The following is a 14,391-nucleotide window of genomic DNA, read 5'->3' on the forward strand; positions in this document are numbered from 1 at the left end:
CATGATGGCACCCGCCGGGACGCAGGCGCCGCCGCATCCGCTGGACCCGCTCGGCGTCGCGGAACTGGCGGCCGCCGTCGCGGCGATCCGGGACAGCGGCAAGGTCGGCCCCGGCGCCCGGTTCTGGGGCGTGACACTGGACGAGGACCACGCGCGGCGCACCGGCGGGCGCCGCGCCCGTACCGTCGTCCTCGACCCGGGAGCGCACCAGGCCTACGAGGTCGACATCGAACTGGGCGAGCCCGCCACCGCGGTCGCGTGGCGCGCGCTGGACCCGCGCAACCCCGGCATGACCTCCGAGGAGGCGCGCACCGCGGCCGCCGCCTGCCGCGAGGATCCGCGATTCCGGGCGGTACTGGCCAAACGCGGCATCACCGACCTGTCGCTGGTGATGGTCGATCCCGAGTCCATCGGCGGCTTCGAACCGCCCGAGTACGCCGGCCGCAGGCTCACCTGGGGCAGTGTGTGGCTCAAGACCTCGCCCGAGGACAACCACTACGCGCGCCCGGTGCAGGGTGTCGTGCCGATCATCGACATGGAGCGCATGGAGGTGCTGCGCGTCGAGGACCACGGCGAGACCCCGCTCGCGAGCGAGCCCGGCGATTTCACCGCGGCCGCGCATCCGCCGCGCGCCGGCCTGACACCGCTGGACGTGGTGCAGCCGGAGGGCCCGAGTTTTTCCGTGCACGGCAACGAGGTGCGCTGGCAGAACTGGTCGTTTCGCATCGGGTTCACCCACCGCGAAGGGCTCGTGCTGCACGACCTGGCCTATGCGCAGCGCCCCGTGGTGCGCCGCGCCGCGGTCAACGAGATGTACGTGCCCTACTTCGACACCAGCTCCACCCAGTACCGCAAGAACTTCTTCGACTGGGGCGAGTACGGCGGCGGGCCGCTGACCAACTCGCTGGAGCTGGGCTGCGACTGCCTCGGCGTGATCCACTACTTCGACGCCACCGTGCTCGGTGGCGACGGCGTGCCGCGGTCGATCCCCAACGCGATCTGCATGCACGAGGAGGACGACGGCATCCTCTGGAAGCACCACGACGGCCGTCGCGGCACCACCGAGGTGCGGCGCTCGCGCAGGCTCATCGTCTCCAGCTTCGTCACGGTCGCCAACTACGACTACGGTTTCTACTGGTCGCTGCACCAGGACGGCTCGGTCGACCTGGAGATCAAGATGACCGGGATCCTCTCCGCGACCGGTATCGGCGACGACGAGGACCCGCCTTACGCGCGCAAGGTCGCGCCGAACGTCGCGGTCACCAACCACCAGCACTACTTCGCGGTGCGCCTGGACATGGCCGTGGACGGTCCGCTCAACCGGCTCGCCGAGGTGTTCGCCGCGCCCGAGGAGGATCCGGCGCTCGACCCGTACGGCAACGCGTGCCGCACCGGGGTGCGCCCGGTGCGCAGCGAGCGCGAGGCCGGGCTGAGCACCGATCCGGTGCGGTCGCTGCACTGGCGGGTCGAAAGCGCCGAGCGCGTGAACCGGATGGGCGAGCCGACCGCGTACCGGCTGTTCGTCGACAGCACCGCGCGGCTGCCCGTGCGCGAGGACAGCGTGTGCGCACGGCGGGCACCGTTCGTCGGCCGACAGCTGTGGGCCACCGCCTACGACCCGGACCGCCGCTTCGTCGGCGGCGAGTATCCCAACCAGGCCGAACCGGGCTCGGACGGCGTGCAGGTGTGGCAGCGCGAGGACCGTTCGCTCGACCCGGCCGAACTCGTACTGTGGGCGACCGTCGGTTCGCACCACTTCCCGCGTCCGGAGGACTGGCCGGTGATGCCGGTGGCGAAGGCGCGGCTGCGGCTTGAGCCGGACGGGTTCTTCGACCGCAACCCCGCTCTCGACGTTCCGCCGCCCTCGGCGAGCTGTCATCCGTCGGACCACTGTCACTAGGAGAAGCCGTGCTTTCCCATGAGGACAACGAACTGGTCACCCGCACCGGGCCCGGCACCCCGGCCGGTAACCTGCTGCGGGCCTACTGGCAGCCCGCCGCGCTGGTGTCGGAGATGTCGCCGGAACGGCCCGTCAAACCGGTGCGGCTGCTCGGTGAGGACCTCGTCCTGTACAAAAAGGACGATGGGGGCTGGGCGCTGGTGAGCCGGTTCTGCGCGCATCGGGGCGTGGACCTGTCCTTCGGGCGGCTGGAGGACGGCGGCCTGCGCTGCCTGTACCACGGCTGGCTCTACGGCGCGGACGGGCGCTGCCTGGAGCAGCCCGCCGAACCGGAGCGCAGCCGGTTCCACGAGAAGGTGCGGATCGCGGCCTATCCGTGCCAGGAGCGCAACGGCATCGTCTTCGCCTACCTCGGCGGCGGCACCCCACCGCCGTTCCCGGACTACGACTGCTTCCTCGCGCCCGAGGAGTACACGTTCGCGTTCAAGGGCCTGTGGGAGTGCAACTGGCTGCAGGGTGTGGAGGGCGGTATCGACCCCAGCCACGTGTCGTTCCTGCACCGGTTCCTCGACGAGGACCCGCGCGAGACCTACGGGCAGCAGTTCCGCGAGGAGGTCGAGGGCACCGGCAAGACGTTGTCGAGCATCGTCGGGGAGAGCTTCCGGCCGGACATCGACGTCGAGACCGACGTCCACGGCCTGCGCGTGTTCGCGGTCCGCACGCTCAGCCAGGACCTGCGGCACGTCCGGGTCACGAACCTGGTGTTCCCCAACGCCTTCGTGGTGCCCTTCGGCAACGACAAGGTGTTCTGCCAGTGGCACGTCCCGGTCGACGATCACAACCACTACTGGTACATGATCTTCTACGACTTCCGCGAGAAGACCGACAAGGAAACCCTGCTGCGGCAACGGATGGCCGGGGTGACGCTGCCGGACTTCCGCTCGACCCGCAACCGCGACAACGACTGGGGTTTCGACCCGGGCGAACAGAAGTCCCGCACGTACACCGGGATGGGGCTGGACATCAACGTGCACGATCAGTGGGCGGTGGAGAGCATGGGCCCGATCCAGGATCGTACCGTCGAGCGGCTCGGTGTCTCCGACCGCGCGGTGACCGCCAACCGGCGGCTGCTGCTGCGCTCGATCGCCGCGCACGCGGCGGGAAGGCCGGTGCCGGGCCTGGCCACGGACGAGGCGTCCGCGGCGGCGCTGCGGGGACCGCTGGCGGTGGACACGACCGCACCCGCGGGGGGCTGGCAGCAGCACTGGCGCGATCAGGAAGCCAAGCGCCGCGCCGAATCCCCGTGGGCCGGAGTGCTGCCGTGACCCCGCGCTCGGTCGACGAACGGCCGGTCGCCGAGGGCGGCGGGGGAGTGGCGGTCCGCCCGATGCCCGACGCCGACCGCGGCGGTTTCGTGGAGCGGCACGGGTTGTGGGGCGACGCGGACTACGCGGCGGCGGCACAGTTGCGGCGCGTGCTCGACGAACAGGGCATCGAACTGGTGCGACTGTCCTTTTGCGACCAGCACGGTTCGCTGCGCGGTAAGACGCTGACCCGCGACGCGCTGTGGGGTGCCTTGCGGGACGGCTGCACGGCGCCGTCGTCGCTGCTGCTCAAGGACACCTCGGGCAAGTCGGTGTACCCGGTGTTCACGCCCGGCGCGGGAATCGGGATCGAGGGGCTCGCCGGCGCGGGCGACCTGGTGCTGGTGCCCGATCCCGGCACGTTCCGCGTGCTGCCCTGGGCGCAGGGCACGGGCTGGCTGCTGTGCGATCTGTACTTTCCGGACGGCACACCGGTGCCACTGTCCACACGGGAGCTGTGCCGGAAGGCGCTGACCCGGCTCGGCGGGCACGGCTACGAGCTGACCGTCGGCGTGGAGCTGGAGTTCCACGTGTTCCGCACCGTGCACGACGGCCGTGACCCGGCACGCCCGGGGGCGCCGGGCGAGCCGCCCGTGGTGGCGCCGCTGACCCGCGGCGCGCAGCTGCTGCACGAGGAGGAGCTCGACTCGGTGGACGACGTCGTGCACCTGCTGCACGACGGGCTGACCGCGCTCGATCTGCCGGTGCGGTCGATCGAGCTGGAGTTCGGGCCGAACCAGCTGGAGGTGACGCTCGCGCCGCGGCCGGGGCTGGCCGCCGCCGACGCGGTGGTGCTCTGCCGCGGCGCGATCCGGCAGTTGTGCCGCAGGAACGGCTACCATGCCACGTTCATGAGCCGCCCGCTCGGCGCCGACACCGCCTCGGCCGGCTGGCACCTGCACCAGTCCCTTGTGGACAGCATGACCGGGGAGAACGCCTTCGTGTCCACGGTTCCCGGCGCGGTGCTGTCGGAGACCGGGATGCGCTACCTGGCGGGTCTGCTCCGGCACGCGGCCGCGGCCGCGGTGTTCGCGACGCCGACCGTCAACGGCTACAAGCGGTACCAGCCCTTCTCGCTCGCGCCGGACCGGATCGTCTGGGGCGTGGACAACAAGGGCGCGATGGTCCGGGCCGTGGGCGGTGCCGCGACCCGCCTGGAGAACCGGTCCGGCGAGCCGGCCGCGAACCCGTATCTCTACGTCGCCTCGCAGGTGGTCAGCGGGCTGGCCGGGATCGAGGAGGCGCTGGATCCGGGCCCGCCGACGGAAACCCCGTATGCGGCCGAGGCGCCGCGGCTGCCGGGAAGCCTGATGGAGGCACTCGACGCGCTGGAGCGGGATCCGGTGTTCGCGCCGGTGTTCGGCCGCGAGGTGGTGGACTGGTTCGTCACGCTCAAGCGGGCGGAGGTGGCGCGGTACCTGGCGGAGGTGTCGGCGTGGGAACAGCGCGAGTACTTCGGGCTGTTCTGAGCACCCGGCTCTCCAGCCAGTCGCTCATTTCGCGGGTGATCGCGGCCGGGTCGGCGCCGCGCGCGTCCACGTTGTCGGCGTGCAGCTCCAGCACCGGAATCCCGGCGGCCTCCAGGGCCCGCGTGGTGAAGTAGCTGCCGCGCGGGTCGTCGGAGACCAGGTGCACCACGCCGTCCACGCCGTGCAGCCGTGCCTCCTTGACGTACCACTCCGCCGACCACGGCGGGGTGTAGAGCTGATCGGAGAACGCGGCGAACCGGGCGGCCAGCGCGCGTAGCGGATCGTCGCCGTAGCGGAGGTAGCCGTCCGCCGCGATCGCGAGGTACATCGACCACACGAACACCGCGCCGTGCGATTCCTGGAACCGCCGGTAGAAGTCCAGGTCGAACCACAACCCCCGGCCGATCCACATCAGCCGCGCCCGCTCGTCGCGGCACACCGCGCCGCCGGCCCGCACCCGCTCGGCCACCTCGTCATGGAACCGGCGCGCCGCGTCGCGGGCCCATTCCGTGCCACGGTGCCACTGCGGCACCATGACGCTCGGAATGCTGTCGGTGACGGCGAGCGGGCACGGCCGGGCGCGGGCGATGAGGTCGCGTGTGCGCCGGTTCCACTCCTGCTGCTCGTTGACCAGCGCCATCACCTCACGGAACCGCGATTCGGAGAACACCGCGCCGGTGGTCTGCTCCAGGAACCGGATCAGCCCTTCCAGCTCGCCGACCAGCAGATCGAGCCGGTCGGCGCCGATCGCCTCCTCCCAGCGGCCCGGCATCAGCTCCCACCACCGCGCCGGCACGTCGTTCTCCGCCGCGCTTTCCAACGGGTAGAAGGTGATTCCCGGCTGCTCGTCCCAGACGTCGAAGATCTTGCGGGACGCGTCACCGGTGGTCTCGGCGAGCACAATGGACGGTCGCGGCAGCCCGCCCCACGGCGCGGACGCCGGATCCGGGTCGAAGACCGATGCGAGCGAGGTCGAGCTGTACTGCTCGATGTAGTCGGGATAGCCACGCTCCCGCAGGTAGCCCAGATAGTCCTGGGTGCGCCGCTTGGCCGCGACGATCGAGGCCCACCACTGGTTCACCACGTACGGGATGCCCATGGTGCGGAAGATCTCCTGTGGTGCGTCGGCGTTGACCAGCGCGAGCGGCCCGTCCTGCTCGCGCAGCGCGGCGAACCACTGCCGCTGGTAGGCCGTGGCCGCCGTCGCCGATTCCAGCCGCGCGCTCACCGGCCCGCCCCTGCCGGGACGAGCGCGCCGAGATCGGCCGCGCCGTAGGGCTGGCGTTCCAGCACTATCGCGGGCAGCCCGGTTTCCTCGCGCTGGGCGGAAAAATCCCACGGCGGCCCGTCGTCGCGCACCCGCGCGTACAAGACCAGCAGCTCGGCGCCGCACTCGGCCGCGGCTTTCGCGGTGTGCCGTGCGCGGTGCCGGATCGACGAGGTCGGCGCCGCCGGGCCGTTGTGCTGGTAGCGCTCCGCCAGCGCCGGTTCGGTGGGGGCGCCGACCGTGCGGCGGAACAGCAGATCGCCCCAGTCGTGGTCCTCGCCGACGATCAGCAAACCGGTCTCCTCCAGCGCGGCGTAGACATCGCCGGTGTCGTGCCCGCTGCCGGTGAGGAACACCGGTTTGCCGTCGGCTTCGGGCAAAGTTTCGTCCAGCAGCGCCGCCACCAGCTCGCACGCCCGGCCTACAGGCAGCGCCGTGGTCGCCGCGACGACCGCCAGCGCCTGCGTGCCCGTCAGCCGGCGCTCGCGCCGCAGCCGCGTCATCGCGGTCAGCAGCTCACGCAACCGGTCGTGCGCCGCGATCGCCCGCGCCAGCTCGTGGCCGGAGACGGCGTGCCCGAACCACGCTTCCAGCGTGGCCCGCAACTGGCGGATCTTCGCCAGCACGTACCGGGTTGTCGTGCGGTGTGGCAGATGCAGCACATCGACCAGATGCACGGGCGGCAACGCGATCGAGGGCTCCACCCGCCGCAGTTCCCGCAGCGCGTAGAACAGCCGCGCCGAGGCCTCGCAGTCGCGGGACACCACCACCCCGGCCAGCTCACCGAACTCGCCGAGCAGCAGGCGTGAGAGCACCGACCGTGCCGCCGGGTCGAGGCCCTGCCCGAGATACCGGTCGCCGAGGCTGTGGTCGGCGCCCGGCGCCCCGAACAGCCGCAGTGGCAACGCGCCCGCCGCGGTCAGCAGCTCCACCGGGACATCCGCGCCGACGTATCCGATCACCGGACGGTCCGTGGCGCGCGCGACGGCCATCCGGTCCGCCGCGTGCGCCAGCAGCCGCGCGAGGGACATGTCTTCCTCCGTGTGCTCAGATGACCGATTCGGCGGCCAGGTCGGCGATCTCGCGTTCGCTGTAGCCCAGCCGCTCGCGGTACACCTGGTCGTTGTGCTCGCCGAGTGCGGGCGCGGGACGGTCGAAACCCGCGCGCGAGGCCGAAAACCGGATGGGCACACCCGTCGCGGCCAGGTCGGCGACGTCGCCGTAGCGCGGATGCACCACGGGCACCACCTCCTCGCGCGCCCGAACCAGCGGATCCCGCACCGCGCTGTGCGGATCGCGCACCTCGGCGGCGGGCACGCCTTCCGCCGTCAGCGCGTCGAGCAGCTCGGCGAGCGGGCGGGTGCGGCACCATTCGCGGATCAGGCCGTGCAACTCGTCGGCGTTGCGGACCCGCTCGTCGCGGGTGCGGAAACGCTTGTCCTCGATGAGGTCCGCGCGCCCCATCGCCCGTAGCACGCCGTGCGCGAAGGCATCCGTCGGCGCACACAACGCCAGATGCCCGTCCGCGGTGGGCAGGATCCCGAACGGGGCCAGTCTCGGCACCATCGATCCGGTGCGCTGCGGCAGCCCGACCGCGTCGAAGGCGTCGAACGGCTCGCACGCGACCAGCGACGTCAGCGCACCGAGCATCGACACGTCGACATGTTGCCCCTCGCCGGTCTGCTCGGCCTGCAGCAGCGCCGAAACCGTGCCGATCACCGCGAACAGCGGGGCGAGCATGTCGCCGACCGGCAGCCCGAACCGCACCGGGCCCTCGTCGGGTTCGCCCGCGGTCATCATCACCCCGGACAGGGCCTGGATGATCGAGTCCATCGCCTTGCCCGAGCCCGGGCCGCCCTGCGCGCCGAACCCGCTGATCGAGGTGTAGACGATCTTCGGGTTGAGCGTGCGCACCGCCGGGTAGTCGATGCCGAGGCGCCGGGTGACGCCCGGGCTGTAGTTCTCCACGACGACATCGGCGTCGCGCACGAGATCGGCGAAAACGGCGTGCCCGCGCGGGTTCTTGAGGTCGAGCGTCACGCTGAGCTTGTTGCGGCCGCGCACCAGCATCGACACCGACATGTCACCGGGTTCCCGCCGCACCAGCGACAGCCCGGACCGGCTGACGTAGGGCGCGTTGTTGCGGGAGGCGTCACCCCCGGTCGCGGGATTCTCCACCTTGATCACAGTGGCGCCGAGCCCGGCCAGCAGCAGGGTCGCGTAGGGCCCGGCGAGCGCGGTGGTCAGGTCGATGACGGTGCGCCCGGCGAGTGGCTGGTCGGTCATGCTGCCCTCGTCACGTCGATCAGGAATTCCTCGTCCCGGCGGGAAATCCGGGTACCGAACCCGGCGGCGCCGGTGATGCCGGCGATGTAGCCTGCGACGTGCTCGGCGCCGGGCACGGGTCGTGCCTCGTCGTCGATCCAGCACGGCACGAAACCGGCCTCGGCCAAGCCGTCCCGGTCGAACCGGCACCATGCGATCGCGGTGTTGCGGCTTTCCGGGTGGAACGGGAACGCGGGCATCCGCGGATCGGGTTCGAAACCGTAGAGTTGCCTGCGCCGCTCGGCCCATGCCGCGCGTTCGGCGCTGCCGGTGTCCTCGCTCGGGGTCAGCGCGTGGGTGACGGTGACGAAGTTGCCCAGCCCGTGGAAGATCGGCTTGCCCCGGTGCACCTCGATTCCGCGCATGATGTGCGAGTGGTGCCCGAACACCGCGTCGGCACCGGCATCGATCGCGGCACGCGCCAGCGGGCCCTCGTACATCGCGACCACCTCCGGCGTGTGCCCGACGCCCTTGTGCATCGACACCAGGACCACGTCGGCCCGTTGCCGCAGGGCGCGGATGTCCTCGGCCATCGCCTCCTGGGTGTCCGGATCGGTGAAGGTGTAGATCTTCGGCGGGCCGCCGGGACTGGCGTGGTCGAGTTCGTAGTGGGTGAGCACGTGCACGTAGGCGCAGCCGCCCTTGCGCGAGGTCGCCCAGGATTCCCTCGGCCCGACACAGTTGTAGGACAGCACGCCGACGGTGAGCCCGTCGCGTTCGACGATCGCGGGCGTGCGCGCTTCGGCGAGGTTCGCGCCCGCACCGGCGGTGACCAGGCCCGCTTTCCGGGCGTGCGCGACGGTGTCGGCGACCCCGGTCTCGCCCGCGTCGTAGATGTGGTTGCCCGCCAGGGTGACGACGTCGAAGCCGGCCGCGGCCAGCGCGCCGAGCGCCGCCGGATCGGCCGGGGGCGCGGGCACGTCGGTGCTCTGCTGCGCGGTGGTGGTGGAGTGGGGGACCTCGACGTGGCCGATCGTGACGTCGGCCGTGCGCAGCACGGGCGCGGCCGGGGCCAGGAAGAAGGCCGGGTCCGGCTCGTCGAGGATCAGATCCCCCACCGACGCGATGGTGATCACGAAACACGCTCCATTGTGGACGTTGTGGTGTTGTTGTGGCGGGACAGGAACGAGCGGAGGCGGTCGGTCTTCGGGCTGCCGAACAGCTCCTGCGGCGGCCCGGATTCGACGATGCGCCCGGCCTCCATGAACACGCACCGGTCGGCCACCTCGCGTGCGAAGGCCATCTCGTGCGTGACCACGACCATGGTCTTGCCCTCGGCGGCCAGCCCGCGCATCACCTTGAGCACGTCCTCGACCAGTTCCGGATCGAGCGCGCTCGTCGGCTCGTCGAACAGGATGATCCGCGGACGGGTGGCCAGTGCCCTGGCGATCGCGACCCGCTGCTGCTGGCCGCCGGAGAGCTGGCGCGGGTAGCGCTGCGCCCGGTCACGCAGCCCGACCCGGTCCAGCAGTTCCAGCGCCTCCCGTTCGGCGTCGGACCGCGAGCGCCCGTGTACCCGCACCGGAGCCTCGGTGACGTTGCGCAGCACGGTGAAGTGCGGCAGCAGGTTGAACTGCTGGAACACCATGCTCATCCGCCGCCGCTGCGCCGCGATCTGCCTTTCCCGCAACGGAATCAGCGCCTCGCCGCGCCGGCGGTGGCCGAGCAGTTCGCCGTCGAGGTAGATCGCGCCGGCGTCGATGGTCTCCAGTTGGTGGGCGCACCGGATCAACGTGGACTTGCCGGACCCGGACGGGCCGATGATCACCACGACCTCGCCCTCGTGCACGTCGAGGGTCACGTCGTCGAGCGCGACGTGGTCACCGAAGGACTTGCGTACCGACCGCAGCCGCAGCGCCGGGGTCATCGCGTCACCCCTCGGGAGAAGCGCCGCTCCAGCACCCGCTGTCCCATGGTCAGCAGCGTGACCACGACCAGGTACCACGCGCACGCGACGATCAGCAGCGGCACGATCTGGTAGGTGCGGTCGTAGATGACCTGCACCGAGTGCAGCAGGTCGGTCATCGAGATCACCGACACCAGCGCGGTTCCCTTCAGGACGGTGATGAACTGGCTGCCGGCGGGCGGCAGCATGACGCGCATCGCCTGCGGCAGCACGACCCGCGTGAACGTCTGCGCGGGCGTGAATCCCATGGCGCGGGCGGCGTCCCGCTGGCCCGGGTCCACGCCGAGCAGCCCGGCGCGGATGATCTCGGCGAGGTAGGCCGATTCCACCAGTGACAGCCCGATGATCGCCGCGGTCAACGGGGTGATCACCTGGTTGGAGTCCCAGGACAGCAGCACCGGCCCGAACGGGATGCCCAGCGAGAGCCGGGGTAGCAGGTAGGCCAGGTTGAACCAGAAGATCAGCTGCACCAGCGGCGGAATGCCGCGGAACACTCCGATGTAGACGGTGGAGGCCCAGCGCAGCGGCGGAAACCCGGACAGCTGCGCCGCCGCGAGCAGGCCGCCCACGGCCGAGGCGATCGCCATCGCGATCACGGCCAGCAGCACCGTGGTTGCCAGTCCGGAAAGGATGGTCGGATCGAACAGGTAGTGCCACACCACGTCCCATTGGAAACGGGAGTTGTGGATGAGGAACCAGGCCAGTTGCGCGGCGAACACGGCGAGCACGAACCCGCCGGCCCAGCGCCAGGGATGCACCAGTCGGCGCGCGGTGGCCACGTCCTCGTCTTGAACTGCCGCGTCCGCGGTGGTCATGGCGTACTCCACAACGGGCTCACTTCGAGGTGGCGACGTCGAGCAGCGGTGCGGCGACCATGACGTCGGTCAGTCCCCACTGCTGCATGATCCGGCGGTATTCGCCGTTGTCGAACAGCTGCTGGAAGGCCTTGAGCATGACCTGTCCCATGCCGCTGCTCTTGGGCACGAGCAGGGCGAGGTCGTCGGCCGTCGCGCCCTGCGCCTCGGTCTGCGTGACGTAGGAGTAGCTGCCCTTCTGCTGCGAGGTCACGTCGATCGCGGCCGCCTGCGTCATCCCGGCGGCGTCCGCGCGGCCTGCCTGCGTGGCCAGCAGTGTGCCGTTGGTGTCGTCCAGCGGCAGCGCGGTCGCGGCAGGTTTTCCCTTGCCGGTGCAGTATTGCGAGAGCTTGGCCAGCTGGTCTTCGACGATGCTGGCCTTGACCAGCGCGACACGCTTACCGCACAGATCGTCGACGGTCTTGATGCCTGCGGTCGAGTTCGACGGCACCACGTAGGAGGTGCGCGTGGTCATCCAGGTGATCGTGTCGAACTGCTGCTCGCGTTCGGCCGTGGCCTTGACCGGCCCGTTGAACGCGTCGTACCGGCCGGACAGCATGCCCTGCAGCGCCGCGGACAGGTTCGTGACGATCTGCGTCTCGGTGCGCACACCGAGCAGCTTGCCCAGTGCGTCCTGGAAGTCCTTGTCGATGCCGGTGACGGTCGTCCCGTCGGTACCCACCGTGCGATACGGCGGATGGGAGTCTCCGGCGAACTTCAGCACCCCGGAGTCCTTGACCTGCTGCGGCAGTGCGTTGTGCAGCTCCGGTACTCCCGCACCGGAGTCGGAACTGGCGGGTTCGCCGCTGCCGACGGTGGCGCCACACGCGGTCAGAGCCAGCGCGGTGCCCACGGCGAGGACAGTCGGTGCGACGCGGCGAAGTGGATGGCGCATGGCGGTGCATCTCCCTGCGTTGGGCCTGTGCCAGGCGGTGGGGACGAAATCCACATTGTCGATCTGGTTGACGAGCGTCGCATGAGCTGTCGCCTATGGCAAGACCTGTTTGCCCTCACGTTTCCGGTCCGAGTTGTCACATCGGCGTCCGGTCGGTGTCGTACAGTGCTGGCATGGCCACGGACGCGTTACCCCGTCCGCAGCAGGGCGCGGAGCCCCAGCTGCTGCTCACGTCGCTGCTCGGGGACTTCTGGTACTGGCGTGACGAGCACATCCCGGCGACCGCGCTGGTCCGGCTGCTCGCGGATTTCGACGTCACGGCGGACGGGGCTCGGGCGGCGATGCGCCGCCTCGCGGCGCGTGGCCTGCTGACCGTGGCCCGGCAGGGGCGCACGACCGCCTACGGCATCCCGCCGCGCACCTCGGAGGTGATCATCGAGCGGACCTACCGGATGCTGACGTTCGGCTCGACCGCTCCGTCCTGGGACGGGATGTGGACCGTCGTGGCGTTCTCGGTGCCGGAGCAGGAGCGCGGCGTGCGCACGGCGCTGCGGTCCCGGTTGCGGCTGCTGCATTTCGCCCCGCTCTACGACGGGGTGTGGGTGTGCCCGCACGACCGGGGCGAGCAGGTCCGGGAGCTGCTCGCGGAGCTGGGCGTGACCACCGCGACCGTGCTGCGCGCGCAGGAGGTTCCGGGCGGCGCGAGCCCGCGGGAGGCCTTCGATCTCGCGCCATTGGCCGAGGAGTACCACGCCTTCGCCGAGCGGTACGAGCCGTTGCTGGACAGTCTCGACGCGGGCCTGATCGGGCCCGCGCAGGCGATGCGGATCCGCACCGAGCTGCGCGTGTCGTGGCGGCATTTTCCGGAAACCGATCCGGATCTGCCCGCCGAACTGCTGCCGCCGGGCTGGGACAGGGCACGCGCGCAGGGGGTGTTCGTGCGGATCTACGACCGGCTCGGCCCGCTGGCCGAGATCCGCTTCCGCCAGATACTCGGCACGGTCGCGCCCGAGCTCGTCGACCTGGCCGCGCACCACGATTCGGCGACCGTCGCGGAACGATTCGCCGCCCTGGGCGACCGCCGCGCGCACGGCGACACCCCGTTCGAACAGGCGGCGCAGGCGCGGCGGCTCGCGGAGGCCCGCAGACAGCATTGAGCCGCCCCGCGTGGTGCGGAGCGGCTCGGTGGAACGGCCCCGGTGCCGCCGGGATGGCGTGCGGCGGCACCGGGGCCCGGCTCAGTCGTCGATCTTCGACGGGTGTTTCGCCAGTGGGGTCACCTTGATCGTCATGTAGGAGAACAGCGGCAGCCCGGACAGGATCTCGTGCAACTCGTCACCCGACTCGACGTCGAAGATCGAGAAGTTGGAGTACTCACCCACGATGCGCCAGATCTGCGGCCATTTCCCGGTCCGCTGCAGGTCCTGGCTGTAGGCCTTCTCCCTGGCCACGATGTCCGCGCGCACCGCGGGGTCGAGATCGGGTGGCAGGTGGACGTCCATCCTGACGTGGAACAACATGGGTGGGTACTCCTAACGCGTTCAGCGCACCGGGTCCAGGACGAAGCCGTAGTCCACGGTCTCGCCGTTGTCCGCCGGCTTCGGGTCCAGCACCAGTTCCGGCTTGACCGCCGAGGCGATGTCGTCGTCGTTGTGCTCGTCACCGGGGAAGTACAGCTGCGCGGTGAGCAGCTCGTGCCCGGGCGCGGACACCTTGACGTGCAGGTGCGCCGGGCGCCACGCGTGCCAGCCCGCCGCCGCGATCAGCTTGCCGCACGCGCCGTCGGTCGGGATCTGGTACGGCGCCGGCTTGACGGTGTGGATCTCGAACCGGCCCTGCTCGTCGGTGGTGAAGCTCGCGCGCAGGTTCCACTCGGGGATGCCGGGTGCGAACTGCGAGTAGTACCCCTCCGCGTCGGCGTGCCACAGCTCGACCTTCGCGCCCGGCAGCGCCGTGCCGTCGGTCGAGGTGACCTGGCCGGTCCACACCAGCGGCGTGCCGGGCTCGTTCTCCCGGGTGGGCACACTGCCGCTGGAACCCTGCTCGGGCGCGTTGGGCACGTAGTACGGGCCCTCGATGGTGCCCTTGTTGCCCTGGCGGTGTTCGGTGGCGACCTCCTCGACGACGTGCTCGACCCACACGTCGAGGAACAGCGGCCATTCGCCGTCCTCGCCGACGCTGATCAGCCAGGACTTCAGGGCGTTGTACTCGTCGTAGGTGACCTTGTGCTTGCGGATGGTCTCGTGCACCGCGTCGAGCACCTCACGCGCGAGCAGGGACACCCGCTCCTTGGGGGTGTTCGCGACGCCGGCGAGCTTGTCCGACTTGAACCGGGCGGTCGCGCCCGCGCCGGAGCCGGCGGCGGTGGCGACCTCGTGGTGGGTGGCGGTCATGGGATCCTCCTTGATCTC

The 14,391-nt window shown here is 70.8% G+C and carries 13 protein-coding genes; 4 read left to right on the forward strand and 9 right to left on the reverse strand.

Features of this window, described 5'->3' with window-relative positions; genetic code table 11:
• The first annotated feature begins 1 nt into the window (after position 1).
• From HFP15_RS00400 to HFP15_RS00410, 3 genes are read left to right on the forward strand one after another with little or no spacing between them, the layout of a single operon-like run.
• The gene (locus HFP15_RS00400) at positions 2-1,900 is read left to right on the forward strand and encodes a primary-amine oxidase (RefSeq protein WP_168511207.1); all 1,899 of its coding nucleotides are present in this window, start codon (positions 2-4) and stop codon (positions 1,898-1,900) included.
• A gap of 8 nt (positions 1,901-1,908) precedes the next feature.
• Positions 1,909-3,225, forward strand: a complete 1,317-nt coding sequence (locus tag HFP15_RS00405; RefSeq protein ID WP_168510157.1) for a Rieske 2Fe-2S domain-containing protein — start codon at positions 1,909-1,911, stop codon at positions 3,223-3,225.
• Positions 3,222-4,733 (forward strand): glutamine synthetase family protein, encoded by a 1,512-nt coding sequence (locus HFP15_RS00410; protein WP_210716582.1) that lies wholly within the window; start codon positions 3,222-3,224, stop codon positions 4,731-4,733. Before HFP15_RS00405 ends, HFP15_RS00410 begins: the two co-directional genes overlap by 4 nt.
• Here HFP15_RS00410 and HFP15_RS00415 read toward each other — a convergent pair.
• Genes HFP15_RS00415 through HFP15_RS00445 form a run of 7 tightly spaced genes read right to left on the reverse strand, consistent with a single transcriptional unit; the run spans position 4,657 to position 11,980 of the window.
• A complete protein-coding gene (locus tag HFP15_RS00415; RefSeq protein ID WP_168510159.1) occupies positions 4,657-5,961 on the reverse strand; it encodes a 2-hydroxyacyl-CoA dehydratase family protein in 1,305 nt (434 codons plus the stop codon). The two genes, HFP15_RS00410 and HFP15_RS00415, sit on opposite strands and share 77 nt — an antisense overlap.
• Positions 5,958-7,031: a 2-hydroxyacyl-CoA dehydratase family protein gene (locus tag HFP15_RS00420; protein ID WP_168510161.1), complete on the reverse strand. Its 1,074-nt coding sequence runs from the start codon at positions 7,029-7,031 to the stop codon at positions 5,958-5,960. Before HFP15_RS00420 ends, HFP15_RS00415 begins: the two co-directional genes overlap by 4 nt.
• A 16-nt stretch (positions 7,032-7,047) precedes the next feature.
• Complete coding sequence (locus HFP15_RS00425; RefSeq protein ID WP_168510163.1) at positions 7,048-8,286, reverse strand: CaiB/BaiF CoA transferase family protein; 1,239 nt, start codon at positions 8,284-8,286, stop codon at positions 7,048-7,050.
• The gene (locus HFP15_RS00430; RefSeq protein WP_168510165.1) at positions 8,283-9,401 is read right to left on the reverse strand and encodes a CapA family protein; all 1,119 of its coding nucleotides are present in this window, start codon (positions 9,399-9,401) and stop codon (positions 8,283-8,285) included. The genes HFP15_RS00425 and HFP15_RS00430 overlap by 4 nt, the downstream gene beginning before the upstream one ends.
• Complete coding sequence (locus HFP15_RS00435) at positions 9,398-10,192, reverse strand: amino acid ABC transporter ATP-binding protein (protein ID WP_168510167.1); 795 nt, start codon at positions 10,190-10,192, stop codon at positions 9,398-9,400. Before HFP15_RS00435 ends, HFP15_RS00430 begins: the two co-directional genes overlap by 4 nt.
• The gene (locus HFP15_RS00440; RefSeq protein WP_168510169.1) at positions 10,189-11,046 is read right to left on the reverse strand and encodes an amino acid ABC transporter permease; all 858 of its coding nucleotides are present in this window, start codon (positions 11,044-11,046) and stop codon (positions 10,189-10,191) included. The genes HFP15_RS00435 and HFP15_RS00440 overlap by 4 nt, the downstream gene beginning before the upstream one ends.
• A 19-nt stretch (positions 11,047-11,065) precedes the next feature.
• Entirely contained in the window at positions 11,066-11,980 is a 915-nt protein-coding gene (locus HFP15_RS00445; RefSeq protein WP_168510171.1) for a transporter substrate-binding domain-containing protein, read from the reverse strand.
• A 173-nt stretch (positions 11,981-12,153) separates the two neighbouring features.
• On the opposite strand from HFP15_RS00445, the gene HFP15_RS00450 reads away from it, so the two are divergent.
• Positions 12,154-13,137, forward strand: coding sequence for a PaaX family transcriptional regulator (locus HFP15_RS00450; protein ID WP_168510173.1), 984 nt, complete (start codon positions 12,154-12,156; stop codon positions 13,135-13,137).
• An 81-nt stretch (positions 13,138-13,218) separates the two neighbouring features.
• On the opposite strand, the gene catC is transcribed toward HFP15_RS00450, so the two are convergent.
• Positions 13,219-13,500, reverse strand: coding sequence for a muconolactone Delta-isomerase (gene catC, locus HFP15_RS00455; RefSeq protein WP_168510175.1), 282 nt, complete (start codon positions 13,498-13,500; stop codon positions 13,219-13,221).
• Positions 13,501-13,521: 21 nt separating this feature from the next.
• Positions 13,522-14,373: a catechol 1,2-dioxygenase gene (catA, locus tag HFP15_RS00460; protein WP_168510177.1), complete on the reverse strand. Its 852-nt coding sequence runs from the start codon at positions 14,371-14,373 to the stop codon at positions 13,522-13,524.
• Between the last annotated feature and the right edge of the window lie 18 nt (positions 14,374-14,391).

The organism is Amycolatopsis acididurans, assembly GCF_012328925.1.
Classification (GTDB): domain Bacteria; phylum Actinomycetota; class Actinomycetes; order Mycobacteriales; family Pseudonocardiaceae; genus Amycolatopsis_E; species Amycolatopsis_E acididurans.

Bases quoted from the DNA above. Each gene is read 5' to 3' on its own strand.
- HFP15_RS00440 (WP_168510169.1), bottom strand. From the start codon at position 11,046: ATGACCACCGCGGACGCGGCAGTTCAAGACGAGGACGTGGCCACCGCG.
- HFP15_RS00450 (WP_168510173.1), top strand. From the start codon at position 12,154: ATGGCCACGGACGCGTTACCCCGTCCGCAGCAGGGCGCGGAGCCCCAG.
- HFP15_RS00435 (WP_168510167.1), bottom strand. From the start codon at position 10,192: ATGACCCCGGCGCTGCGGCTGCGGTCGGTACGCAAGTCCTTCGGTGAC.
- HFP15_RS00445 (WP_168510171.1), bottom strand. From the start codon at position 11,980: ATGCGCCATCCACTTCGCCGCGTCGCACCGACTGTCCTCGCCGTGGGC.
- HFP15_RS00420 (WP_168510161.1), bottom strand. From the start codon at position 7,031: ATGTCCCTCGCGCGGCTGCTGGCGCACGCGGCGGACCGGATGGCCGTC.
- HFP15_RS00400 (WP_168511207.1), top strand. From the start codon at position 2: ATGATGGCACCCGCCGGGACGCAGGCGCCGCCGCATCCGCTGGACCCG.
- catC (WP_168510175.1), bottom strand. From the start codon at position 13,500: ATGTTGTTCCACGTCAGGATGGACGTCCACCTGCCACCCGATCTCGAC.
- HFP15_RS00425 (WP_168510163.1), bottom strand. From the start codon at position 8,286: ATGACCGACCAGCCACTCGCCGGGCGCACCGTCATCGACCTGACCACC.
- catA (WP_168510177.1), bottom strand. From the start codon at position 14,373: ATGACCGCCACCCACCACGAGGTCGCCACCGCCGCCGGCTCCGGCGCG.